Below are 19,971 nucleotides of genomic sequence, written 5' to 3'. Positions count from 1 at the left end.
ACATGAGCAGAACGGTCGTCGTGGGGCTGGACGGGTCGAACTGGCGCTTGCTCGAACCGTGGCTCGACGACGGCACCCTCCCGAACCTCGCCGCCCTCCGCGAGGAGAGCTCGTGGGCCGAGACCGAGAGCTGTCTCCCGCCGGTCACCTTCCCGAACTGGAAGTGCTACTCGTCCGGCAAGAACCCCGGAAAGTTCGGCGTCTACTGGTTCGAGCGCGTCGACCTCGCGGCCGGCGAGATCGAGGTGACCAACGGCGCGGACTTCGAGACGCTCGAGCTGTGGGACTACCTCAACGACGAGGGCCACCGCGCGGGCGTGGTCAACATGCCCACGATGTACCCGCCCCGCGACATCGACGGCCCCGTCGTCGCCGGCGGCCCCGACGCCGTCGAGGGCGAGTACCGCTCCATCAGCGGCGGCTACGCCACCCCCGAGGGGCTCGCCGACGACCTCGAGGAGCGCTTCGACTACCGCGTCCACCCCGACCCCCTGCTCTCCTCCAACGAGGAGACCGGCGCCGAGGTCGACGCCATCCTCGACCTCCTCGAGAAGCGCTTCGAGGTCGCCACGACCCTCCTGGAGGAGGAAGACCTCGAGTTCGTCCACGTCACGCTGTTCTACCTCAACGTGCTCCAGCACTTCTTCTGGAACGACGAGCCGACGAAGCGCGCCTACGAGATCGTCGACGAGTGGGTCGGCCGGATCGACGAGATGGAGGAGACGAACCTGGTGATCATGTCCGATCACGGCTGCGCGCCGACGACGACGGAGTTCTACGTGAACGAGTGGCTGGCCGAGAACGGCTACCAGACGCGGTCGGCGAGCGTGGACAGCGTGCTCCAGAAGGTGGGCATCGACCGCGAGAACGCCCTCGCGGCCGCGAAGGCGGTCGGCGCGGTCGACCTCCTCGCGAAGGTGGTCCCCGAGCGACTCCAGCAGCTCGTCCCCCAGAGCGCGGGCCTCAAGAGGGACAGAAAACTGGAGGCGATGGATCTGTCGGAGACGAAGGCGGTCGCGAGCGGGCAGGGACCCATCTACCTCAACCCCGCCTTCGACACGGAGGCGGTCCGGGAGGAGCTGATCGCGGACCTCGAAGCGGTGGAGGACGACCACGGCCCGCTGTTCGACGGGGTGTACCGCGCCGAAGAGGTGTACGAGGGGCCGCACCTCGGCGAGTCGGACGCGCCCGCGGTCGTGGTCGACCAGCGCGACGGCGTCCACGTCAACGACGGCGTCGGCGGCGGCGACGTACTGGCGGGCCCGGACCGCTGGCGCGCCGAGAACACGCGCAACGGCCTCTTCCTCGCCAGCGGCCCCGACTTCGAACACCGCGGCGAACTCGAGCAGATCAGCATCACCGACATGGCCCCGACCCTGCTCGCGGCCGCCGGCTGTGCCGTCCCCACCGACATGGACGGCGACGTGCTCCCCATGCTCGCCGGCGAGGCGGCCGAGGACGCCGACACGCGCGACCCCCTCTCGCCCGCCGCGGCCGCGACCGACCGCGACACCGACGGCGTCGAAAACCGACTCAAACAACTCGGCTACATGGAGTAGCTGAGTGCCCGCCGGGAGCGGAGGGTTCCGCCGTCGCGTCAAACCGTATACTTAACCACCCGGGCGGGCGACGGGCCGGTAATGGCGAGTCGCGACGACGTGTGCGTCCTCCTGCCGACCTACAACGAGGCCGCGACCATCGCGGACGTGGTCGGGGGCTATCGGGCGGAGGGACTGGAGAACGTCGTCGTGATCGACGGCGGCTCGGAGGACGGCACTCGCGAGCGCGCCGCCGAGGCGGGCGCGCGAGTCGTCGAGCAGTCGGGCGACGGCAAGGGACAGGCGGTCCGCGAGGCGGTCCGCGACCACGTCGACGCCGACTACGTGCTGATGGCCGACGCCGACGCGACCTACGACGCCGCCGACGCCGACGCGATGCTGGAGCCGCTGCTGTCGGGCGAGGCCGAGCACGTGATCGGCGACCGGTTCGCGGACATGCGGGAGGGGGCGATGACCCGGCTCAACCGGATCGGCAACCGGCTCATCAACGGCGCATTCCGCCTGATCCACGGCGAGGACTACGGCGACATCCTCTCCGGGTACCGCGCGTTCACTCGCGAGTCGTTCCAGCAGCTCACCCTGAGCGCCGAGGGGTTCGGCATCGAGACCGAGATGGCCGTCGAGTGCGTCAAACACGACGTGCCGGTCGCGGTCGTCCCCATCACCTACCGGCCGCGCCCCTCCGGGTCGGACACGAACCTCAACCCCGTCCGCGACGGCGGGATCATCTTCCTGGAGCTGTTCCGCAAGGCGAAGACGAACAACCCCCTGTTCTACTTCGGGAGCGTCGGCGCGGCGTCGACGACCGCCGGCCTGGCCGTGGCCGCCTACGTGCTCTACGACTGGATCGCGTACGGTATCGGCCACCAGATCCTCGCCATCGTGGCGGCGGCGGGCGTCCTGTTGGGGTTCCAGCTGCTGATGTTCGGCTTCCTCGCGGACATGATGCTGTCGCTCCACCGCGAACAGATACGACGGCTGGACGGACGGCGGGACGGCGACGGCTGAGCGCGGATCGACGGCGGCCGGAAACCGACCCGGACTACTCGTCGCCGTCGGAGACGGTCACCTGCGCCTCGCGGATCACCTTCTCGCCCAGCTCGTAGCCGGGCTGGTACACCTCGTGGACCGTCCCCTCGGGCTGGTCGCTCTCGACGCGGAGCATCACCTGATGACGCGTCGGGTCCACGTCGGCGCCCGGCTCCGGCTCGATGGGCTCGACGCCCTCCGCCTCCAGCACGCGGTCGAACTCCTCCAGCGTGGACTCGACGCCCGGCCGGATGTCCGCGCCCTCCTCCTGGTCGAGCGCCCGGATCAGGTTGTCGCGGACGGGGACGATGCGCTCCACCAGGTCCTCGGCCGCGCGCTCCTTGATCCGCTCCTGTTTCCGCTGCTGGCGCTGCTTGTAGTTCTGGAAGTCGGCCTTCGAACGCTTCAGTCGGCTCTCGAGGTCCGCGACCGTCTCCTCGGCCTCGGCGAGTTCCGCCTCCAGTTCGGTCACGCCCGCCTCGAGGTCCGCGACCGCCGAGGCGAGCTCCTCGTCGTGGGCCGCGACGCGGTCGGCGAGGGGCGTCTCGGTCTCGCCGTCGTCGGTCGTCCGGCCGCCGGCGGCGCCGTTCGCGTCGGCCGACTCCCCGTCGTCGGTCGTCCGGCCGCCGGCGGCGCCGTTCGCGTCGGCCGACTCCCCGTCGGCGGCCGCGGCGGGGTTCTCGCCTGCGGCCTCCGCGGCGCTCGCCGCGTCCCCGGCCGCGCCCGATTCGTCGTTCGGCGCCTCGACCTCGACGTCGACGGCGTCGTCGTCGCTCATGTGCGAGGGGAGGCCCGCGCCGGGCTTAAGGCTTGCAGAACGCCGCGGCCGGGGTTCGCTTCCCCCGGCTGCGTTCCGCTCGTCGCGGCCGCGTTCCGCCCACTCGGTCGCGTTCCGCCGGCTTATAAGCCCGCGACCCCCGAACGGGAACTAATGACCGCACCGAACCGGAACACGCTGTGGGCGTCCGCCATCGTCGAGGAGCTGGCCCGTGCGGGCGTCTCCGCGGCGGTCGTCTCGCCGGGGAGCCGCTCGACGCCGCTCACGATGGCGCTGGCCCGCCACGACGACGTGCACGTCTTCTCCCAACTCGACGAGCGCTCCGCGGCCTTCTTCGCGCTCGGCCGCGCGCGGCGGACGGGCGAGGTGACGCCGCTGGTCTGCACCTCCGGCACCGCCGCTGCGAACTACCACCCCGCCATCGTGGAGGCCGACGAGGCGCGCGTCCCGATGCTGGCGCTGACCGCCGACCGCCCGCCGGAGCTGCGCGACTCCGGCGCGAACCAGACCGTCGACCAGGAGAAGCTCTACGGCGACGCCGTCCGCTACTACAAGGACCTGCCCGAACCCGCCGCCGACGAGCGCGCGCTCGAGTCCGTCCGCACCACCGTCGCCCGCGCGCTCTCGGCCGCGGAGGGGACGGCGGCCGGCCCGGTCCACCTCAACGTCCCGTTCGCCAAGCCGCTCGAACCGACGCCGGTGGAGGGGGACGTGCCCGCCGACCTCGACCCCGAGGCCGCCGCGGGCCGCGACGGCCCCTACGTCTCCCGCCACGCTGGCGCCCCCGAACTCGACGACACGTCGCTGCGGGAACTGGCGGCCGCGCTCGAGACCGACCGCGGACTGATCGTCGCCGGGCCGGCGGACCCGCCGGGCCTCGACGCGGAGGCGGTCACCGCGCTCTCGCACGCGACCGGCTTCCCGGTCCTCGCGGACCCCCTCTCGGGCGTCCGGTTCGGCGGACACACCCGCGTCGCGCCCGTGATCGGCGGTTACGACGCCTACCTCTCGCCGGACCTGGCCGAGGCGGAGGCGTTCCCGAACCCCGAGGTCGTCGTCCGACTCGGCGCCTCCCCGACCTCGAAGAACCTCCGCAAGTACCTCGCGGCGACGGACGCGGACCAGTACGTCGTCGACCCCGCGGGCGCGTGGCGCGAGGCCGAGTTCGCGGCGACGGACCTGGTGGTCGCCGAGCCCTCCCGGCTCTGCGGTCGGCTCTCGCGACTGCTCCCCGGCGGCGACGCCGACTGGCGCGCGCAGTGGGAGACGGCGGACGCCGCGGCGTTCGACGCGCTGGAGGGGAGCGCCGCCGAGGGCCGGAACGCCGGAGAGGCGACCGGCGCGACCGCCTCCGACGCCTTCCTCGAGGGGCGCGTCCTCGAGACCGTGGTCGAGGCGCTTCCGGACCCCGCGACGCTGTTCGTCTCGAACTCCATGCCCGTCCGCGACCTCGACCGGTTCGTCGCCCCGTCGGCGAAGTCGGTGACCGCGCTCGGGAACCGCGGCGCCTCGGGCATCGACGGCATCGTCTCGACGGCGCTCGGCGCCGGGTCCGCGACGACCGACGACCTGACGCTCGTGACCGGCGACCTCGCGCTGTATCACGACGCCAACGGCCTGCTCGCGCTCGACCGCTGCGAGGTGGACGCGACGGTCGTCGCCGTCAACAACGACGGCGGCGGCATCTTCCACAAGCTTCCCGTCGAGGCGTTCGACCCGCCGTTCACCGAGCAGTTCAGGACGCCTCACGGCATCGACTTCGAACCGCTCTCGGCGCTGTACGACGTGGACTTCGCGCGGATCGACGCGCGCGGCGGCGCGGGTGACGGGGGGGAGAGCGACGACGCGGCCGGGCGCGCGCTGGCCCCCGACGAGGCGACCGCGGCCCTCCGCGACGCCCTCGCGACCGCACGCGAGGAGCCCGGCAGCCACCTGATCGAGGTGCGGACCGACGCCGAAACGAGTCACCGTGCGCGGGAGGCGCTGCGGGAGCGCGTGGTCGAGCGGGTTCGTGAGGAGTGAGAGGCCGGGGACGACCCCGTGAAGGAGCCGGGAGCCGGGGACCGGGAGCCGGCGCTCGGTGAGCCCCCACGCGCGACGCGGGGAGCACTCGCGCGACCACTCGCGCGGCCCGCGCTCCATACACTATATATCCGACAGTACCGATACCGCCGACTCCGAGGCGCTACCGTCGGGTCCTGGTCGCTCCGTCACGGTCCAGTCACCTATTATAAACGTGTTTAATAGGTCGACGGGTGCTCTTACTCGATGTCACGTGACGCGGCGCATCAGGTGGACGCGGTATCACGCCGAAAGTACCTGCTGACGCTGACCGCCGCCGGGGCGGCAGGCCTCGCGGGGTGTAGCGGACAGAGCAACAGCGGGAGCGGCGGCGAGAGCGGGACCAGCAGTGGCGGGAGCGGCGGCGGGAGCGGAGACGGCGACGACGCCGACGAGGGTGGAAGCGGCGGGTCGGCGGCGCCGGCCACGGTGACTGCCGAGGGGTCCTCGACGGTGTACCCCATCTCGAACAAGGGGAGCTCCTACTGGAACTCCAACTCGCCGGCGAGCGACGGCGAGTACTGGGGCTCCAACGACGAGTCGTCGGTCCCCGGCTGGGACCAGATCGACACTGACCAGAACATCGCCGACTACTTCGCCGGGCTGTACGGCTTCGAGCCGACCGGCGAGCGGTCGAACCCCCCGTTCGCGACCCGCGTGGCGCTGAGCCACTCGGGGACCGGCTGTGAGGCCGTCCGCGACGGGCTGGTCGACATCGGGAACTCCTCCGGGCCCATCACGGCGGAACTCGACATCAGCGAGGAACAACGCGACGAGAACTACGTCGACCACGTCGTCGGCCGGGACGGCCAGCCCGTCTTCGTCAGCCAGGCGATCTACGACGCCGGCGTCGACCAGCTCACCGGCGAGCAGATCCGCGGCATCTACCAGGGCGACATCACCAACTGGAGCGAGGTCGGCGGTCCCGACCGGGAGATCTACGTGGTCGGCCGCGCCGAGGGCTCGGGCACGGACACCTCGTTCAGGCTGAACATGCTCGGCGACGCCGACGCGCCGATGGAGGTCGACACCCGCCTCGGACAGAACCAGCAGGTCCAGCAGGTCCTCCAGGACAACGACAACGCCATCGGCTACATGGCGCTCGCGTTCTCCGGGCCGGGGATCCAGGCGATCGCGATCGACTTCGAGGGCACCGTCTTCCGCCCGGACCCCGACGCCGAGAACACCATCTTCGACTCCGAGTACCCGCTGAACCGCGACCTCCACATGTACACGCGGATCACCGAGGACACGCCGGAGGGAACGGACATGCGCGAGGCGGCGTTCCTCAACATGTTCCTGACCGACTTCGGCCAGCAGGTGTTCGTCGAGGACGTCAACTACATCACCCTACCGACCTCCGACATCGAGGCCGAGCGCGCGAAGCTGCCGGAGCAGGCCTAGCGTCGCGGCCCCGGAGACGACCGCTCTCCGACCGATATTTATCACATGTCACTCACGAATCCACCGACTGACTGGCGTGCGGGCATCGAGCGGCGGGTCACCCGGACGCGAGCGTTCGTCGACGAGACCGACCCGGAGGCGCTGGCCGTGGTCGGCGTCTCGATGGGGTCGCTTCTGGCGGCGTTTCTCGGCTTCCTGCTGGCGTCCCCCTGGACCGCGGTTCCGCTCGGCGCGTTCCTGATCGCGACGGGCGTCGGCTGGGTGCGCCACCAGGCGCTCGTCGCCCGCGCCGTCACGTTCGCGATGACGACGGTGACGCTCGTCACGCTCGGCCTCATCGTCGTGTTCATCGTCGCCGAGTCGCTCCCGGCGTTTCGGTACGAGACGGCCACCGTCCTCGGCACCTCCGTCCCCGGACTGCGGATGTTCACGGCGACGCGGTGGGACGCGGTCTCGGAGCCGGTCCGGTTCTCGCTCGTGCCGATGATCCACGGGACCGTGATGGTGACCACCATCGCGACGCTGGTGGCGGCGCCACTGGGCGTCGCCGCCGCGCTGTTCATCGCGGAGATCGCGCCCCCGGCCGTCCGTGAACTCGTCAAGCCCGGCATCGAGGTGCTCGCCGGCATCCCCTCCATCGTCTACGGGTTCATCGGCTTCACCGTGATCAACCCCTGGGCGAACGACGCGTTCGCGCTTAACGGCGGCTCGACGTACCTCTTCGTCGGGGCGGTCGTCGGCCTGATGGCGCTGCCGACGGTGGTCTCCGTCGCCGAGGACGCGCTGACGAGCGTCCCGGACGCGATGAAGGACGGGTCGCTCGCGCTCGGGGCGACCGACTGGCAGTCCATGACCTCGATCACGATTCCGGCCGCGTTCTCCGGCGTCTCGGCGGCCGTCCTCCTCGGCGTCGGGCGCGCGATCGGCGAGACGATGGCGGCGACGGTGATGCTGGCCGGCGTTCCGCGCATCAGCGACCCCCTGTTCAACGTCTTCTACGGCTACGAGACGCTCACGTCGCTGATCGCCCGGGGGTACGGGAGCGCGAACGGGGTCCACGAGAGCGCGCTGTTCGCCGCCGGCGTCGTCCTGTTCGTGACCGTGCTGTGTCTGAGCCTCGTCTCGCAGTACGTCGAGTTACGCATGCGGCGCCGCCTGGGGGGTGCCGAATGAGCCGCGCGACCGAGACGGCCCTCGTCCGCGAGGACCGGAGCGTGTACGAGGCCCTCACGGCGGGCGCGGTCGGGGTCTCGGGGCTCGCGTTCGCCGTCGGACTGGCGGCGCTCGTCGACGTCGTCGCCATCGACGACCCCGTCGCGGGACTCCCGCTGTCGACGGCGCTCGGCGCGGTGCTGGTCGTCGTCGGCCTCGGCGTCGTCGGGTTCGGCGTGGCCTCCCGACTGGGAGTCGTCGACACGGGGCCGCAACCGAGCGCGGGGATCGTCGCGACGGCGGCGTTCACCGGTCTCTGGCTCGCCATCGGTGCGCTCGCGGCCGGGAGCGTCGGCCTCGAGGGCGTCGGCCGGCTCGCCGTCGCGGTCGTCGCGGGGGGCGTCGCGTTCGCGGCGACCGCGCTCCCGCGCGAGGACGTGGGGTCGACCCTGCCCGCGGGGGGCGTGGCCGTCCTCGCGGGCGCGGTCCTCGCGAGCGCCGTCGTCGGACCGGGGTGGGAGCGAGTCCTCGCGGGGTACGACGCGACGCTGTTCGGCGACACCGTCGTGCCGGTCGTCGTGATGGTCGCCTCGCTGGTCGCGGGCTGGGGGGCCGCGAAGGCGTACGGCGGGTTCGGCGCCCGGGGACGCAACGTCGGCGCGTACGTCCTCATCTACCTCGTCGTGGTCGCGATCCTGTCCGTCCTCGTCGGCCTCGTCGCCTTCGTGACGGTCAGGGGGCTCCCCGGGCTGTTCCGCGGGTTCGGCGTGGGCGGCCCGGGCCTCCTCAGGTGGCCGTTCCTGACCAACGGGGCGGGGCTGCTGGCCGAGGTCGCGGGCGTGTTCCCGGCGCTCGTCGGGACGGTCTGGCTGGTCGTCGGCGCCGTCCTGTTCGCCGTGCCGACCGGCGTCGGCGCCGCCGTGTTCCTCAGCGAGTACGCCGAACAGGGTCGGTTCACGGGCGCGGTCGAGGTGGCGACGAACGGGCTCTGGAGCACGCCGAGCATCGTCTTCGGCCTGTTCGGCGCCGCCTTCCTGATCCCCCGGTTCGGCAACCAGAAGTCGCTGATCGCGGGGATGTTGACGCTCGGGTTCATGCTGCTGCCGCTCGTCCTCATCACGAGCCGCGAGGCGATCCTCGCGGTCCCGGACGAGTACCGGGACGCGAGCGCGGCCCTCGGCGTCTCCAAGTGGCAGACGGTCCGGAGCGTGGTCCTCCCCGCGGCGATCCCGGGGATCACGACCGGCGTCATCCTCGGCGTGGGGCGCATCGCCGGCGAGACCGCGCCGATCCTGCTGACCACGGGCGGCGGCGTCCTCCCGGCGAAGTCGGCCGCGCCCGACGTGCTGGGCGGCTTCCGGCTGACCGGTTCGCCGCCGTTCGTCAGCAACCCCGCGCTGCTCGAGGCCACGAGCGCGCTGCCGTATCAGCTGTACGCGCTCATCACGGCGGGGCTGAGCGGCAACATCGAGAACCCGCAGGAGTTCGCGTGGGGGCTGGCGCTGACGCTGCTGCTCGTCGTGTTGGCCTTCTACGCGGTCGGCATCGCGACGCGCTACTACTTCAGACGGAAACTCCACCAATGAGTCAGACAGACACCGCGGAGACCGTAGAGACCGCAGAGACGACGGCGAACCGCACCGACGACCAGGGGGTCTCCACGACCGCCGGCGAGACCGTCGAGGAAACGCGCCCGGAGTGGACCGACTACGAGGCCGCCGGCGAGACGAAACTCGCCGTCGAGGAGCTCGACGTCCACTACGGCGACGACCACGCGCTGAAGGGCGTCTCGATGGACATCCCCGAGCGGAGCGTGACGGCCCTCATCGGCCCGTCGGGGTGCGGCAAGTCGACGTTCCTCCGGTGTCTGAACCGAATGAACGACCGCATCCGCAGCGCCCGCGTCGACGGGACCGTCGCCATCGACGGCGAGGACGTCTATCAGGACGGCGTCGACCTCGTCGAGTTGCGCAAGCGCGTCGGGATGGTGTTCCAGAGCCCGAACCCCTTCCCCAAGTCGATCCGCGCGAACGTCTCCTACGGCCCGCGGAAACACGGCGACGTCGAGACGGGCCTGCTCGCGCGGCTGACCGGGCGCGCGGAGCCCGACCGCGAGAGGGACCTCGTGAAACGGTCGCTCGAACGGGCCGCCCTCTGGGAGGAGGTTCGCGACCGGCTGGACGACAACGCGCTCGGCCTCTCCGGCGGCCAGCAACAGCGGCTGTGTATCGCCCGCTGTCTGGCCGTCGACCCGGAGGTCATCCTGATGGACGAGCCGGCCTCCGCGCTGGACCCCATCGCCACCGCGAAGATCGAGGACCTCATCGAGGACCTCGCGCAGGACTACACCGTCGTCGTCGTCACCCACAGCATGCAACAGGCCGCCCGCGTCTCCGACCAGACCGCAGTCTTCCTGACGGGCGGCGAACTCGTCGAGTACGACGACACCCAGAAGATCTTCGAGGACCCCGAGAGCCGGCGCGTCGAGGACTACATCAGCGGGAAGTTCGGGTGATCGCCGTGCCCCGTGACGACTACCGCGAGTCGCTCGACGCGCTCCGGTCCGACGTCGACTCGATGGCCGACGACGTGCTCGACCAGCTCCGGCGGGCGCTCGCGGCGCTCGCGGGCGACGACGACGCGTCGGCCCGCGCGGTGATCGACGGCGACGAGGCCATCAACCGGCGATACCTCGAACTCGAGGGCGACTGCATCGACCTCTTCGCGCTCCAACAGCCCGTCGCCTCGGACCTGCGGTTCGTCGCCGCGTCGTTCAAGATCCTGACCGACTTAGAGCGGATCGGGGACCTCGCGACGAACCTCGCACGCTACGCCCTCGTCGAAGGGCCGGCCGTCGGCGCGGACGTTCGCGTCCACGAGATCGGTGAGACCGCCGCCGACCAGGTCCGGGCCGCCGTCGACGCGTACGTCGAGGGGGACGCCGACGCCTGCCGAGCGATCGCCGAGCGCGACGACGAACTGGACGCGCTGTGTCAACACGCCAGCGAGGCGGTCGTCCGCGAACTGGTCGCCGGCGAGCCGGACCGCTGGGAGATCGAACGGCTCCTCGACGGGATCTCGAACCTGCTGCTGACGATCCGCGACCTCGAGCGGATCGGCGACCACGCCGTCAACGTCGCCGCGCGGACGCTGTACGTGACCGACAGCGACCCGGAGCTGATCTACTGATCATGGAGACGAGAAAGCTCCAGGAGGTCGGCGGCGGGACGTTCACCGTGTCGATCCCGAAGGGGTGGGCGCGGGACCACGGGCTCGAGGGGGGGATGGACCTGCGGCTGTACACCCACCACGACGGGTCGCTCCTCGTCCGGTCCTCGGACGCGGACGGCGGGTGTCTGGACGAGGTCGCGATCGACGTCGACGCCGACGGTCCCGACGCCGTGCGGTGGGCGATCCGGACCGCCCACGCCGCGGGGTTCGAGACGATAACGATCCGATCGGCCGAGCCGTTCACCGACGCCGAGCGCAAGGCGGCGCAGTCGACGGTGCGCGGGCTCGTGGGGACGGACATCACCGCCGAGTCGGACGCGGCGATCACGGTCAGCCACATGCTGGACGCGTCGTCCGTCTCCGTGCGCCAGTCGGTCGTCCAACTCCAATACGTGGCCATCGGGCTTCAGCGAGACGCGATCGACGCGTTCCTCGACGCCGCTGACGCGCACGCGAGGGTCCGCGACCGAGCCGACGAGGCCCGTCGGTCCGCGGAGATGATCACGCGCCATCTGTCGCGGTCGCTGGTCTCGCACGCGGAGCTCGACGCGCTCGACGTATCGCGCCCGGAGCTGTTCGTCTACTACGTGACGGCCGAGTGCCTCGAAACCGTCGTCGGGCGGGCCGTCCGGATCGCGGCACTGACGGAGCGCCTTCCCGGTCCGGTGCCCGGGCCCCTCGCCTCGGATCTCCGGTCGGCCGCTGAGGGCGCCGAACTCGCGCTCGACGACGCGGTGACCGCGATCTTCGACGGCGACACGACCACGGCGCGTCGGTCGAAGGAGCGCTGTGCGGACGCCGTCGAGCGGATCGACGAGGTCGAACGCGCGCTGTTCGACGGGACGGCCGTGGAGTCGGTGCCGACGGCCGTCGCGCTGGCCGGCGCGATCGAGCAGCTTCGGCGCATGGCGGCGTGCGGCCGGCGCGTCGCGGACGCCGCCGCGCGGTCGACGGTTCGCGCCCGGAACCTCGACCTCTGACCGCTACGCCACGTCCGGCCGGTGCTCCGCGACCACGGCCTCGACCTCGGACCAGTCGACCGGCGGCTCCAGATCCGCGAGCGCCGCCTCGACCGCCGTCAGTCGGTCGTCGAAGCGCTCGGCCAGCGCCGGCGACGCGCAGCCCTCGAGCCGGTCACCGACGGCGTCGTGACGGGCCGCGAGCTCGTCGATCCGGGCGTCGACCCCGGAGGGCGGGTCGACCCCCTCGCGCTCGGCCCACGCCCGCAGCGCCGACAGCTCCGCCCGGAGGTCCGCGATCATCAGCGACAGGACGCGGTGGCGGATCGTCGCCGCGAGCCACCGCCGTCCTCTCTCGTTCCCCTCGGGCGCCTCGCCGGCGGCCGCGATCTCCGAGGCGGTCGCGTCGAGTCCGTCCAGCGCGTCAGCGACCGCGTCGACGTCGTCCGCGAACGCCGCCTCGCGCCGGTCGGCGTCGGTGAGCCACTCCCGGAACGAGTCGAGTTCGAGTTGCAGGTCGTCGGCGGCGCGCTGCGCCTCGTTCGCGGCGCCCGTCACCGACCGGATCCGTCGCGCGATCCGGTAGAGGTCGCCGTCGTCCTTTCGCGCGAGGATCGCCTGTACGTCGTCGCCGAGTTCGTCCGTGCGGTCCTCGATCGCGTCGAGCCGTGCCGCGAAGCCGTCGACCCGCGACGAGACGGGACCCAGGTCCAGCACGGGATCGGCGTCCTCGCGTGCCTCGGACAGTTTCCGAGCCGCGAGCTCCGTCCGCGTCTCGGCGGTCGTCACCACCTTCGAGGCGTTCGCGAGCGCGTCGTCGACGGCCGTTCGGCGAACCGTCCCGTCGCGGGCGACGATGGCGAGCGTCTCGCGCACCCGGCCGGGATCGGTCCGTTCGTCGTCGACCGCATCGACCGCCGCGTCGACGGACAGGCCGTCGAGGTCCTCGCGTCCGTCGCCGCGCTCCCCGTGACTCATGCGTCCCCGTTACGGCCAGGGGTCCGTCAGTCATTCGGTGTGGACCTCCCGGGAGGGCGGCGGGGCGGCCACCTCGACCTCCGTGGCCCCTGCCCGGAGGAGCGAGCCGCCCCGGCCGGACACGGCCCTCAGACGCCGCCGTTGAACACCCAGAAGGCGACGGCCGGCGCGAGCGCGATCAGGACTCCGAGCCCGACCGTCGCGAGGGCCGTTCGCCGGTCGATGACGGCCGCGTCCGCGTCGTAGCGCCACAGTTGCAGCGCGACGAAGACGCCGCCGACGAGGAGTCCGCCGAGGTACAGGAAGGACGGCTGCAGGAACGTCGGCGTCGCCGTGGGACCGCTCCGCAGTCCGATCTGCGCGCCGAGGCCGATGGCGCCGACCGCGGCCGCGCCGAGGACGTACGCGACGCCGGCGACGACGTGCCGGACCGTCGCCTCCGCGGAGAAGGCGTGGGGACCGTCGGCTTCGGGCTGTGGCGCCGCGAAGCTCGCGACGCCCGCGCGAAGCAGCGGGAGCGTCCCCAGCGCGACCAACACCGCGTACGGGAACGCGGCCCCGACCGCGATGATGAGGATCGCCGCCGCGATGGCGTACGTGCGCGTCGTCACCTCGCCGAGGACGAGCGGCGGGACGACGAGGACCGCGAGCGCCACCAGTCCGAACAGGACCAGCGGGACCGAGTGACGCCTGAACGACCGGCGCGTGGAGGGCGTGGACACGCCTCCGGATCCTCGGCAGGCCGGTAAATGCCTTCTGCCGCGTCACGCTCCGCGGCCCTCGCGGCGCCCCTCGCGGCCGACCGCCCGTTCGGGGGGCCGTCAGTGCAGCGACAGCGAGACCGACCGGCTCGACGCGGCGACGCTCAGGAGGTAGAAGCCGATCCCGATCAGGACGACGGTTCCGCCCGCGGGGAGGCCGGTGACGTACCCCACGAGTAGCCCCGAGACGACCGACACTTCGCCGACCAGCACCGCGAGGAGGAGGGCCTCGCGGAAGCTCTCCGCGACCTGCGAGGCGGCCGCGGTCGGGACGACCAGCATCGCGGCGACGAGGATGACGCCGAGCACCTGCATCGAGCCGACGACGACCATCGCCGTGAGCACGACGAGCAGCTTGTTGTACAGCGACACGTCGAACTGCGCGACGCGGGCGGCCTGCTCGTCGAAGGTGATGAAGAGGAGCTGTTTGTACTGGGTCGCGACGACGCCGACGACGAACGCCGAGAGCGCGACCATCACCCACGCGCCGCCGACGGGGACGAACGAGATGTTCCCGAAGAGGAACGAGTCGATGTTCAGCCCCGAGAAGCCGCCGCCGTAGGAGATGATCACCGTGCCGAGCGCGAACGAGCCGGTGAGCATCACCGCGATGGGCACGTCGCCGTACGTCTCCGTGCGCTCCGCGAGCCACTCGACGCCGAACGCGCCCAGGACGGCCGCGACCAGCGCCGACAGCAGCAGCGGCGCCGACCAGTCGGTCGCGGAGGCGACGAGCAGGCCCGCGGCGACGCCCGCGAAGGCCGTGTGCGCCAGCGTCTCGCCGATCAGCGCCATCTCCCGGTGGACGACGAACATCCCCACCAGCGGCCCGACGACGCCGATGAGCGCGCCCGTCGCCAGCGAGTACCAGACGAACCGGAACCGGAACATCTCCAGCCCCGTGAGCGCCTCCAGCACGCGCCCGAGCAGGACGAGGAACTCCGCGAGGCCGCCGCCCGGAAGCCCCGCGCTCCCGAGCGCGTCGCTGGCCATGAACAGCACGAGCAGGCCGACGAACGCCGCGACCGCGACCGTCGCGCCCTCGACCAGCCGCGTCCGCGTGGGTTTCCCGGTCATCAGTGGTGGTGATGGACGACGCTGCTCGTCGAGCCGTACGCCTCCTCCAAGGCGTCGCTCTCCACGAACGACTCGGTGTCCCCGTGGTGGAACAGCCGGCGGTTGATGCAGGCGATGCGGCTCGCGCGGTCGGTGACGACGCCGATGTCGTGTTCGATCAGGACGATCGTGATCCCGTCGTCGTTGAGTTCCTGTAACAGGCCGTAGAAGCGGTCGCGCGACTCCGCGTCGACGCCGACGGTCGGCTCGTCGAGCGCCAGCAGGTCCGCCTCCGACGCGACCGCGCGGGCGATGTACGCGCGCTGGCGCTGGCCGCCGGAGAGCGCCGCGATCCGGCGGTCCGCGAGGTCGGCGATCTCGACCCGCTCCATCGCCTCGCGGACCGTCCGCCGATCGGCGTCCGTCAGCCGGCCGGAGCCGCGGTGTGGGTACCGCCCCATCTCGACGACCTCCTCGACGGTGACCGGCATCGCGGAGCCCTGCTGGGTCGCCTGCTGAGCGACGTAGCCGATCCGGTGGCCGTCCTCGAACTCGTCGATCGGCTCGCCGAACAGGCTAACGGAGCCCTCGTCGGGCTCGAGCAGCCCGAGCATCAGGTGGAGGAGCGTGGTCTTGCCCGAGCCGTTCGGACCGACGAGACCGAGGAACTCGCCGGACTCGACCGTGAGCGTCACGTCCTCGACGGCGAGCGTCTCGCCGTAGTCGTAGGTGACGTCCTCGACCGCGACGACCGGCGGGTCGTCCCGCCGTGCTGCGTCCTCGCTCACTCGGTGATCCCTACCGCCGCTTGCAGGGCCGGCAGATTAACCTCTTCCATCTGTTCGAGGTAGCCCCAGCCGCGCTCGTTCCACTCCTGGGTCGTCCCCTCGGCGGGCGAGAGGTGCTCGACTCGGCTCGCGCTCGACTCGCGGACGACGGTGTTCGCGAGGTCGTCGGAGCCGAAGTGGTCGGCCAGCACCACGTCGATCCCCTCGCTGTCGATCAGGTCGACGACCGCCGAGATCTCGTCCTGACTCGGCTCGGCGTCCGGCGAGACGCCCTGCGGGGAGACGACCTCCAGCCCGTAGCGGTCCGCGAGGTAGGCGTAGGAGTTGTGCGCGGCGACGACGACGGTGTCGCGCTCGCGGTCGGCGAGACCGGCCTCGAAGGCCTCGTGGAGCGCCGTCAGGCGCTCGACGTAGGCGTCGCCGTTCTCCGCGAAGACCTCCGCGTTGTCCGGGTCCGCCTCCTGGAACCCCGAGACGATGGTCTCGACGCTCTCGGCCGCGCGGACCGGGTCGACCCAGAAGTGGGGGTCGTAGTCGCCGTGCTCGTGGTCGTCGTGAGTCTCCTCGGTGTGGTCGTGGCCGTCGTGGGTCTCCTCGGTGTGGTCGTCGTGACCGTCGTCGTGAGTCTCCTCTGTGTGGTCGTCGTGACCGTCGTCGCCGTGGTCGTGGCCCCCCTCGTCGAGGGCCAGCAGGTCGACGCCGTCGAGCACGTCCACGAGCGTCACCTCGGGGTGGTCGGACTCGATGGTCGCGGCCGTGTTGCGGGCCCACCGCTGGAACCCCGGCACGTCCATGTAGACGAACGCCTGGTGGGAGACGACCTCGGTCGCCAGGTCCGGGCCGGGCTCCCAGCGGTGGCCCATCGTCCCCGCCGGGACCGGGTTCTCGACCGGGAAGGCGTCGCCGCCGACCTGTCGCGCGAAGTCGGCGAGCGTGAAGAAGGCGGCGTACGCGCCGTCCTCCAACTCGCTCGTGCCCGCGACGCGCTTGAGTCGCTCGGTACAGCCGGCGAGCGCGCCGACGCCGAGCGTCCCCGCGGTCGCGCGTAACACGTCGCGGCGTGAATGGGTCATACACGACCCTATCGGGTTCTCCGAGAAAAGGGTTGTTATCCTTCAGACTCGTTTTAATAACTTCGGCCAGTAGTCGCGGGCGAGTTATTATCCCGCCGCGACCCTCACTCGGTGAGGTCCACGACGGTCGCGTCGGCGGCCGCGCGCAGGCGCTCGGGCGCGACCGGGAACACGGCGTCGGGGGTGCCGGCCGCGGCCCAGACGGTGTCGAACTCGGTCAGCGTCGGGTCCATGACCGCCGGGAGTGCGGCGTCGTGGCCGATCGGCGGGACGCCGCCGATGCTCCAGCCGACCTCCTCGCGGATGCGGCCGGGGTCGCCCATCGCGGCGCCGTCGGCGTCGAAGTGCGCCGCGACCGCGCCGAGGTCGACGCGGTTCGCGCCGCTGGTCACCGCGACGACGAGGTCGCCGTCCCGCGGGCCGCCCGAGAGCTCGATCACGATGCTGGAGGCGATCTGGGCGGTCTCACAGCCCACGGCGTCGGCGGCCGCGGCCGCGGTCTCGGTCCCGGCGTCGAACTCCTCGACGGTCACGTCGAGGTCGTGGTCGGCCGCCGCCCGCTCCGCGAACTCCGCAGCGCGCTGGTGCATGTCCCGCCGCAGGTGGCCGGCCGACAAAAGGCTGCGGACGCCGGCGGAACGTGCGCGGCCGGCCTCGGCGCTGTGCGGGTCAAAAAGCGGGTCGAAAAGCGGTCCTCGAAGCCTCCGGCGAGACGCGGTTAGTGCCAGTCAGTGCGAGTGGCCGAGCGCGTCCGCGAGCGAGGTGCCGAAGCGCGCCTCGAACAGCTCCTCGGCGGTGTCGTTCATCTCCTGGATCTCCTCGGGAACCTCGCCCTCGCCGTGATGCGCCATCATGTGCGCCTGCTGGGCCATCGCCTGCAGCACCACGTCGCTGATGACCTTCGCCGGGTTCTCGCCCTGTTCGGCCATCGTGCCGACGAGCCCCGCGGGCAGTTCGACGGTGTCCTCCTCGCCGTTCGGTCCGGTCACGGTGTAGGTCTCGGTGTCAGCCATACGCGAACGTGGTCGTCGGAACATAAGGGTCTGTGGAAACGCGGCCGGCGCGGTCCGCGCGGTCGGCCACGGGGCGGCCGGGAGCCGACCACCCCGGACCTCGGGGTCGTGCACACGGAGTGCACACCGTGTCGCCATGATGTGTTCGCCTGCGCGCCCACGCGCGTGCGGCGCCTTTATCAGTGGGCATCGAGTAACCCGATCAAGTACGATGGACGAAGAAAACGAGTACGGCGCCGGGCAGATCCAGGTGCTGGAAGGCTTACAGGCCGTCCGCAAACGGCCCGCGATGTACATCGGGTCCACGGACGCCGGCGGACTCCACCACCTCGTCTACGAGGTCGTCGACAACGCCATCGACGAGGCGCTGGCCGGCTTCTGTGACGACATCGAGGTGGAGATCCACGACGACGGCTCCGTGAGCGTCCGCGACGACGGGCGCGGCATCCCCGTCGACACCCACGAGGAGTACGACCGCCCCGCGCTGGAGGTCATCATGACTGTCCTCCACGCGGGCGGCAAGTTCGACTCGAAGTCCTACCAGGTGTCGGGCGGGCTCCACGGCGTCGGCGTGAGCGTGGTCAACGCGCTCTCGAAGCGGCTGGAGGTCGAGGTGAAACGCGACGGCGGCGTCTACCGCCACCGCTTCGAAACCGGCGAGCCGGTCCCGGACGCCTTCGAGCGCGTCCGCGACATGGAGCCGGACGAGGAGACGGGGACGCACATCCGCTTCTGGCCCGACGGCGACATCTTCGAGACCACGGACTTCGACTTCTCGACGCTGTCGAGCCGCCTCCGCGAACTGGCGTTCCTCAACTCCGGCGTGGAGATCACGCTGGCCGACGAGCGGAGCGACGAGTCCGAGACGTTCCGCTACGACGGCGGCATCCGGGAGTTCGTCGAGTACCTCAACGAGACGCGGTCGCCGATCCACGACGAGGTCATCTACTTCGAGGACGAGGCGGACGGCATCCACGTCGAGGTCGCGATGCAGGCCACCGAGGAGCTGCAGGGCTCCGTCCACGCGTTCGCGAACAACATCAACACCCGCGAGGGCGGCACCCACCTCACCGGGTTCAAGACCGCGCTGACGCGCGTCGTCAACGACTACGCGAACGACCACGGCCTCGTCGACGACCTCGACGCGAACCTCAAGGGCGAGGACGTCCGCGAGGGGCTCACCGCGGTCGTCTCCGTCAAACACCCCGACCCGCAGTTCGAGGGGCAGACGAAGACGAAGCTCGGCAACTCCGAGGTCCGCGGCGTCGTCGAGTCCGCGACCCACGAGCAGCTCGGCACGTTCTTCGAGGAGAACCCCGACACCGCCCGGAAGGTCGTCCACAAGGCCGCGGAGGCCGCCCGCGCGCGCAAGGCCGCGAAGAAGGCCGAGGAGCTGACCCGCCGCAAGTCGGCGCTGGAGTCGACGGCCCTGCCCGGAAAGCTCGCCGACTGCCAGACCCGCGACCCGGACGAGGGCGAACTGTTCGTCGTGGAGGGCGACTCCGCGGGCGGTTCGGCCAAGCAGGGCCGCGCCCGGGAGTTCCAGGCGATCCTCCCCATCAAGGGGAAGATCCTCAACGTGGAGAAGCACCGCCTCGACCGCATCCTCGAGAACGACGAGATCCGGGCGCTGATCACCGCCATCGGCACCGGCATCGGCGAGGAGTTCGACATCGAGGAAGCGCGCTACCACAAGATCATCCTGATGACTGACGCCGACGTCGACGGCGCCCACATCCGAACCCTCCTCCTGACGCTTCTGTATCGCCACATGAAGCCGCTCATCGAGGCGGGCTACGTGTACGCGGCCCAGCCGCCCCTCTACCGGATCCGGTACAACGGCGAGACGTACGACGTGATGACCGAGGCGGAGCGCGACCGCGTCGTCGAGGAGAAGTGCAACGGCAACCCCACGCAGATCCAGCGGTTCAAGGGCCTCGGCGAGATGAACCCCGAGCAGCTGTGGGACACGACGATGGACCCGGAGAACCGCATCCTGAAGCAGATCAATATCGAGGACGCCGCGGCCGCCGACCGCATGTTCAACGTGCTGATGGGCGACGCGGTCGAACCGCGCAAACAGTTCATCAAGGAGCACGCGACCGACGCCGAGTGGGTGGACATCTGAG

18 protein-coding genes are annotated in these 19,971 nt (G+C 71.2%); 10 read left to right on the top strand and 8 right to left on the bottom strand.

The window, feature by feature from the left end:
* Positions 1-2: 2 nt before the first annotated feature.
* Both ACZ432_RS12030 and aglJ read left to right on the top strand, forming a co-directional pair.
* The gene (locus tag ACZ432_RS12030) at positions 3-1,559 is read left to right on the top strand and encodes an alkaline phosphatase family protein (protein WP_426962187.1); all 1,557 of its coding nucleotides are present in this window, start codon (positions 3-5) and stop codon (positions 1,557-1,559) included.
* An 81-nt stretch (positions 1,560-1,640) separates the two neighbouring features.
* Positions 1,641-2,567 carry an S-layer glycoprotein N-glycosyltransferase AglJ gene (aglJ, locus tag ACZ432_RS12025; RefSeq protein WP_426962188.1) on the top strand — a complete coding sequence of 309 codons (927 nt, stop codon included), beginning with the start codon at positions 1,641-1,643 and terminating at the stop codon, positions 2,565-2,567.
* 34 nt (positions 2,568-2,601) lie between these two features.
* Here aglJ and ACZ432_RS12020 read toward each other — a convergent pair whose 3' ends face one another.
* The gene (locus tag ACZ432_RS12020; protein ID WP_426962189.1) at positions 2,602-3,366 is read right to left on the bottom strand and encodes a nucleotide exchange factor GrpE; all 765 of its coding nucleotides are present in this window, start codon (positions 3,364-3,366) and stop codon (positions 2,602-2,604) included.
* A 153-nt stretch (positions 3,367-3,519) separates the two neighbouring features.
* Here ACZ432_RS12020 and menD point away from each other — a divergent pair, with 153 nt between their 5' ends.
* From menD to ACZ432_RS11985, 7 genes are all read left to right on the top strand, one after another.
* Positions 3,520-5,388, top strand: a complete 1,869-nt coding sequence (gene menD, locus ACZ432_RS12015) for a 2-succinyl-5-enolpyruvyl-6-hydroxy-3-cyclohexene-1-carboxylic-acid synthase (protein ID WP_426962190.1) — start codon at positions 3,520-3,522, stop codon at positions 5,386-5,388.
* 246 nt (positions 5,389-5,634) lie between these two features.
* Complete coding sequence (locus ACZ432_RS12010) at positions 5,635-6,831, top strand: substrate-binding domain-containing protein (RefSeq protein WP_426962191.1); 1,197 nt, start codon at positions 5,635-5,637, stop codon at positions 6,829-6,831.
* Positions 6,832-6,876: 45 nt separating this feature from the next.
* Positions 6,877-8,004, top strand: a complete 1,128-nt coding sequence (gene pstC, locus ACZ432_RS12005) for a phosphate ABC transporter permease subunit PstC (RefSeq protein ID WP_426962192.1) — start codon at positions 6,877-6,879, stop codon at positions 8,002-8,004.
* Positions 8,001-9,569 (top strand): phosphate ABC transporter permease PstA, encoded by a 1,569-nt coding sequence (gene pstA, locus ACZ432_RS12000; RefSeq protein WP_426962193.1) that lies wholly within the window; start codon positions 8,001-8,003, stop codon positions 9,567-9,569. The genes pstC and pstA overlap by 4 nt, the downstream gene beginning before the upstream one ends.
* Complete coding sequence (gene pstB, locus ACZ432_RS11995; protein WP_426962194.1) at positions 9,566-10,498, top strand: phosphate ABC transporter ATP-binding protein PstB; 933 nt, start codon at positions 9,566-9,568, stop codon at positions 10,496-10,498. The genes pstA and pstB overlap by 4 nt, the downstream gene beginning before the upstream one ends.
* Positions 10,495-11,172, top strand: a complete 678-nt coding sequence (phoU, locus tag ACZ432_RS11990; protein ID WP_426962195.1) for a phosphate signaling complex protein PhoU — start codon at positions 10,495-10,497, stop codon at positions 11,170-11,172. Before pstB ends, phoU begins: the two co-directional genes overlap by 4 nt.
* A 2-nt stretch (positions 11,173-11,174) precedes the next feature.
* Positions 11,175-12,194, top strand: coding sequence for a phosphate uptake regulator PhoU (locus ACZ432_RS11985; protein ID WP_426962196.1), 1,020 nt, complete (start codon positions 11,175-11,177; stop codon positions 12,192-12,194).
* A 3-nt stretch (positions 12,195-12,197) separates the two neighbouring features.
* Here ACZ432_RS11985 and ACZ432_RS11980 read toward each other — a convergent pair whose 3' ends face one another.
* From ACZ432_RS11980 to ACZ432_RS11950, 7 genes are all read right to left on the bottom strand, one after another.
* Positions 12,198-13,151, bottom strand: coding sequence for a halo transducer protein (locus ACZ432_RS11980; protein WP_426962197.1), 954 nt, complete (start codon positions 13,149-13,151; stop codon positions 12,198-12,200).
* A 128-nt stretch (positions 13,152-13,279) separates the two neighbouring features.
* The gene (locus ACZ432_RS11975; protein ID WP_426962198.1) at positions 13,280-13,873 is read right to left on the bottom strand and encodes a hypothetical protein; all 594 of its coding nucleotides are present in this window, start codon (positions 13,871-13,873) and stop codon (positions 13,280-13,282) included.
* A gap of 99 nt (positions 13,874-13,972) precedes the next feature.
* Positions 13,973-14,989: a metal ABC transporter permease gene (locus ACZ432_RS11970; RefSeq protein ID WP_426962199.1), complete on the bottom strand. Its 1,017-nt coding sequence runs from the start codon at positions 14,987-14,989 to the stop codon at positions 13,973-13,975.
* Positions 14,989-15,756 (bottom strand): metal ABC transporter ATP-binding protein, encoded by a 768-nt coding sequence (locus tag ACZ432_RS11965; protein WP_426962200.1) that lies wholly within the window; start codon positions 15,754-15,756, stop codon positions 14,989-14,991. The genes ACZ432_RS11970 and ACZ432_RS11965 overlap by 1 nt, the downstream gene beginning before the upstream one ends.
* Positions 15,753-16,829, bottom strand: a complete 1,077-nt coding sequence (locus tag ACZ432_RS11960) for a metal ABC transporter solute-binding protein, Zn/Mn family (RefSeq protein ID WP_426962201.1) — start codon at positions 16,827-16,829, stop codon at positions 15,753-15,755. The genes ACZ432_RS11965 and ACZ432_RS11960 overlap by 4 nt, the downstream gene beginning before the upstream one ends.
* Positions 16,830-16,933: 104 nt before the next feature.
* Positions 16,934-17,419 carry a YbaK/EbsC family protein gene (locus ACZ432_RS11955; protein ID WP_426962202.1) on the bottom strand — a complete coding sequence of 162 codons (486 nt, stop codon included), beginning with the start codon at positions 17,417-17,419 and terminating at the stop codon, positions 16,934-16,936.
* 138 nt (positions 17,420-17,557) lie between these two features.
* Positions 17,558-17,842: a DUF7545 family protein gene (locus ACZ432_RS11950; protein WP_058365720.1), complete on the bottom strand. Its 285-nt coding sequence runs from the start codon at positions 17,840-17,842 to the stop codon at positions 17,558-17,560.
* A 211-nt stretch (positions 17,843-18,053) separates the two neighbouring features.
* Here ACZ432_RS11950 and gyrB point away from each other — a divergent pair, with 211 nt between their 5' ends.
* Entirely contained in the window at positions 18,054-19,970 is a 1,917-nt protein-coding gene (gene gyrB, locus ACZ432_RS11945) for a DNA topoisomerase (ATP-hydrolyzing) subunit B (RefSeq protein ID WP_426962203.1), read from the top strand.
* Position 19,971 lies beyond the last annotated feature (1 nt).

It is taken from the genome of Haloparvum alkalitolerans (assembly GCF_055381565.1).
The sequence above is the reverse complement of the archived record's forward strand: the minus strand, read 5'-3'. Positions and strand labels throughout refer to the sequence as shown.

Excerpts from the sequence above, each read along its gene's own strand:
- ACZ432_RS12030 (WP_426962187.1), top strand. The coding sequence starts at position 3 with ATGAGCAGAACGGTCGTCGTGGGGCTGGACGGGTCGAACTGGCGCTTG.
- aglJ (WP_426962188.1), top strand. The coding sequence starts at position 1,641 with ATGGCGAGTCGCGACGACGTGTGCGTCCTCCTGCCGACCTACAACGAG.
- ACZ432_RS12020 (WP_426962189.1), bottom strand. The coding sequence starts at position 3,366 with ATGAGCGACGACGACGCCGTCGACGTCGAGGTCGAGGCGCCGAACGAC.
- menD (WP_426962190.1), top strand. The coding sequence starts at position 3,520 with ATGACCGCACCGAACCGGAACACGCTGTGGGCGTCCGCCATCGTCGAG.
- ACZ432_RS12010 (WP_426962191.1), top strand. The coding sequence starts at position 5,635 with ATGTCACGTGACGCGGCGCATCAGGTGGACGCGGTATCACGCCGAAAG.
- pstC (WP_426962192.1), top strand. The coding sequence starts at position 6,877 with ATGTCACTCACGAATCCACCGACTGACTGGCGTGCGGGCATCGAGCGG.
- pstA (WP_426962193.1), top strand. The coding sequence starts at position 8,001 with ATGAGCCGCGCGACCGAGACGGCCCTCGTCCGCGAGGACCGGAGCGTG.
- pstB (WP_426962194.1), top strand. The coding sequence starts at position 9,566 with ATGAGTCAGACAGACACCGCGGAGACCGTAGAGACCGCAGAGACGACG.
- ACZ432_RS11985 (WP_426962196.1), top strand. The coding sequence starts at position 11,175 with ATGGAGACGAGAAAGCTCCAGGAGGTCGGCGGCGGGACGTTCACCGTG.
- ACZ432_RS11980 (WP_426962197.1), bottom strand. The coding sequence starts at position 13,151 with ATGAGTCACGGGGAGCGCGGCGACGGACGCGAGGACCTCGACGGCCTG.
- ACZ432_RS11970 (WP_426962199.1), bottom strand. The coding sequence starts at position 14,989 with ATGACCGGGAAACCCACGCGGACGCGGCTGGTCGAGGGCGCGACGGTC.
- ACZ432_RS11960 (WP_426962201.1), bottom strand. The coding sequence starts at position 16,829 with ATGACCCATTCACGCCGCGACGTGTTACGCGCGACCGCGGGGACGCTC.
- ACZ432_RS11955 (WP_426962202.1), bottom strand. The coding sequence starts at position 17,419 with ATGCACCAGCGCGCTGCGGAGTTCGCGGAGCGGGCGGCGGCCGACCAC.
- ACZ432_RS11950 (WP_058365720.1), bottom strand. The coding sequence starts at position 17,842 with ATGGCTGACACCGAGACCTACACCGTGACCGGACCGAACGGCGAGGAG.
- gyrB (WP_426962203.1), top strand. The coding sequence starts at position 18,054 with ATGGACGAAGAAAACGAGTACGGCGCCGGGCAGATCCAGGTGCTGGAA.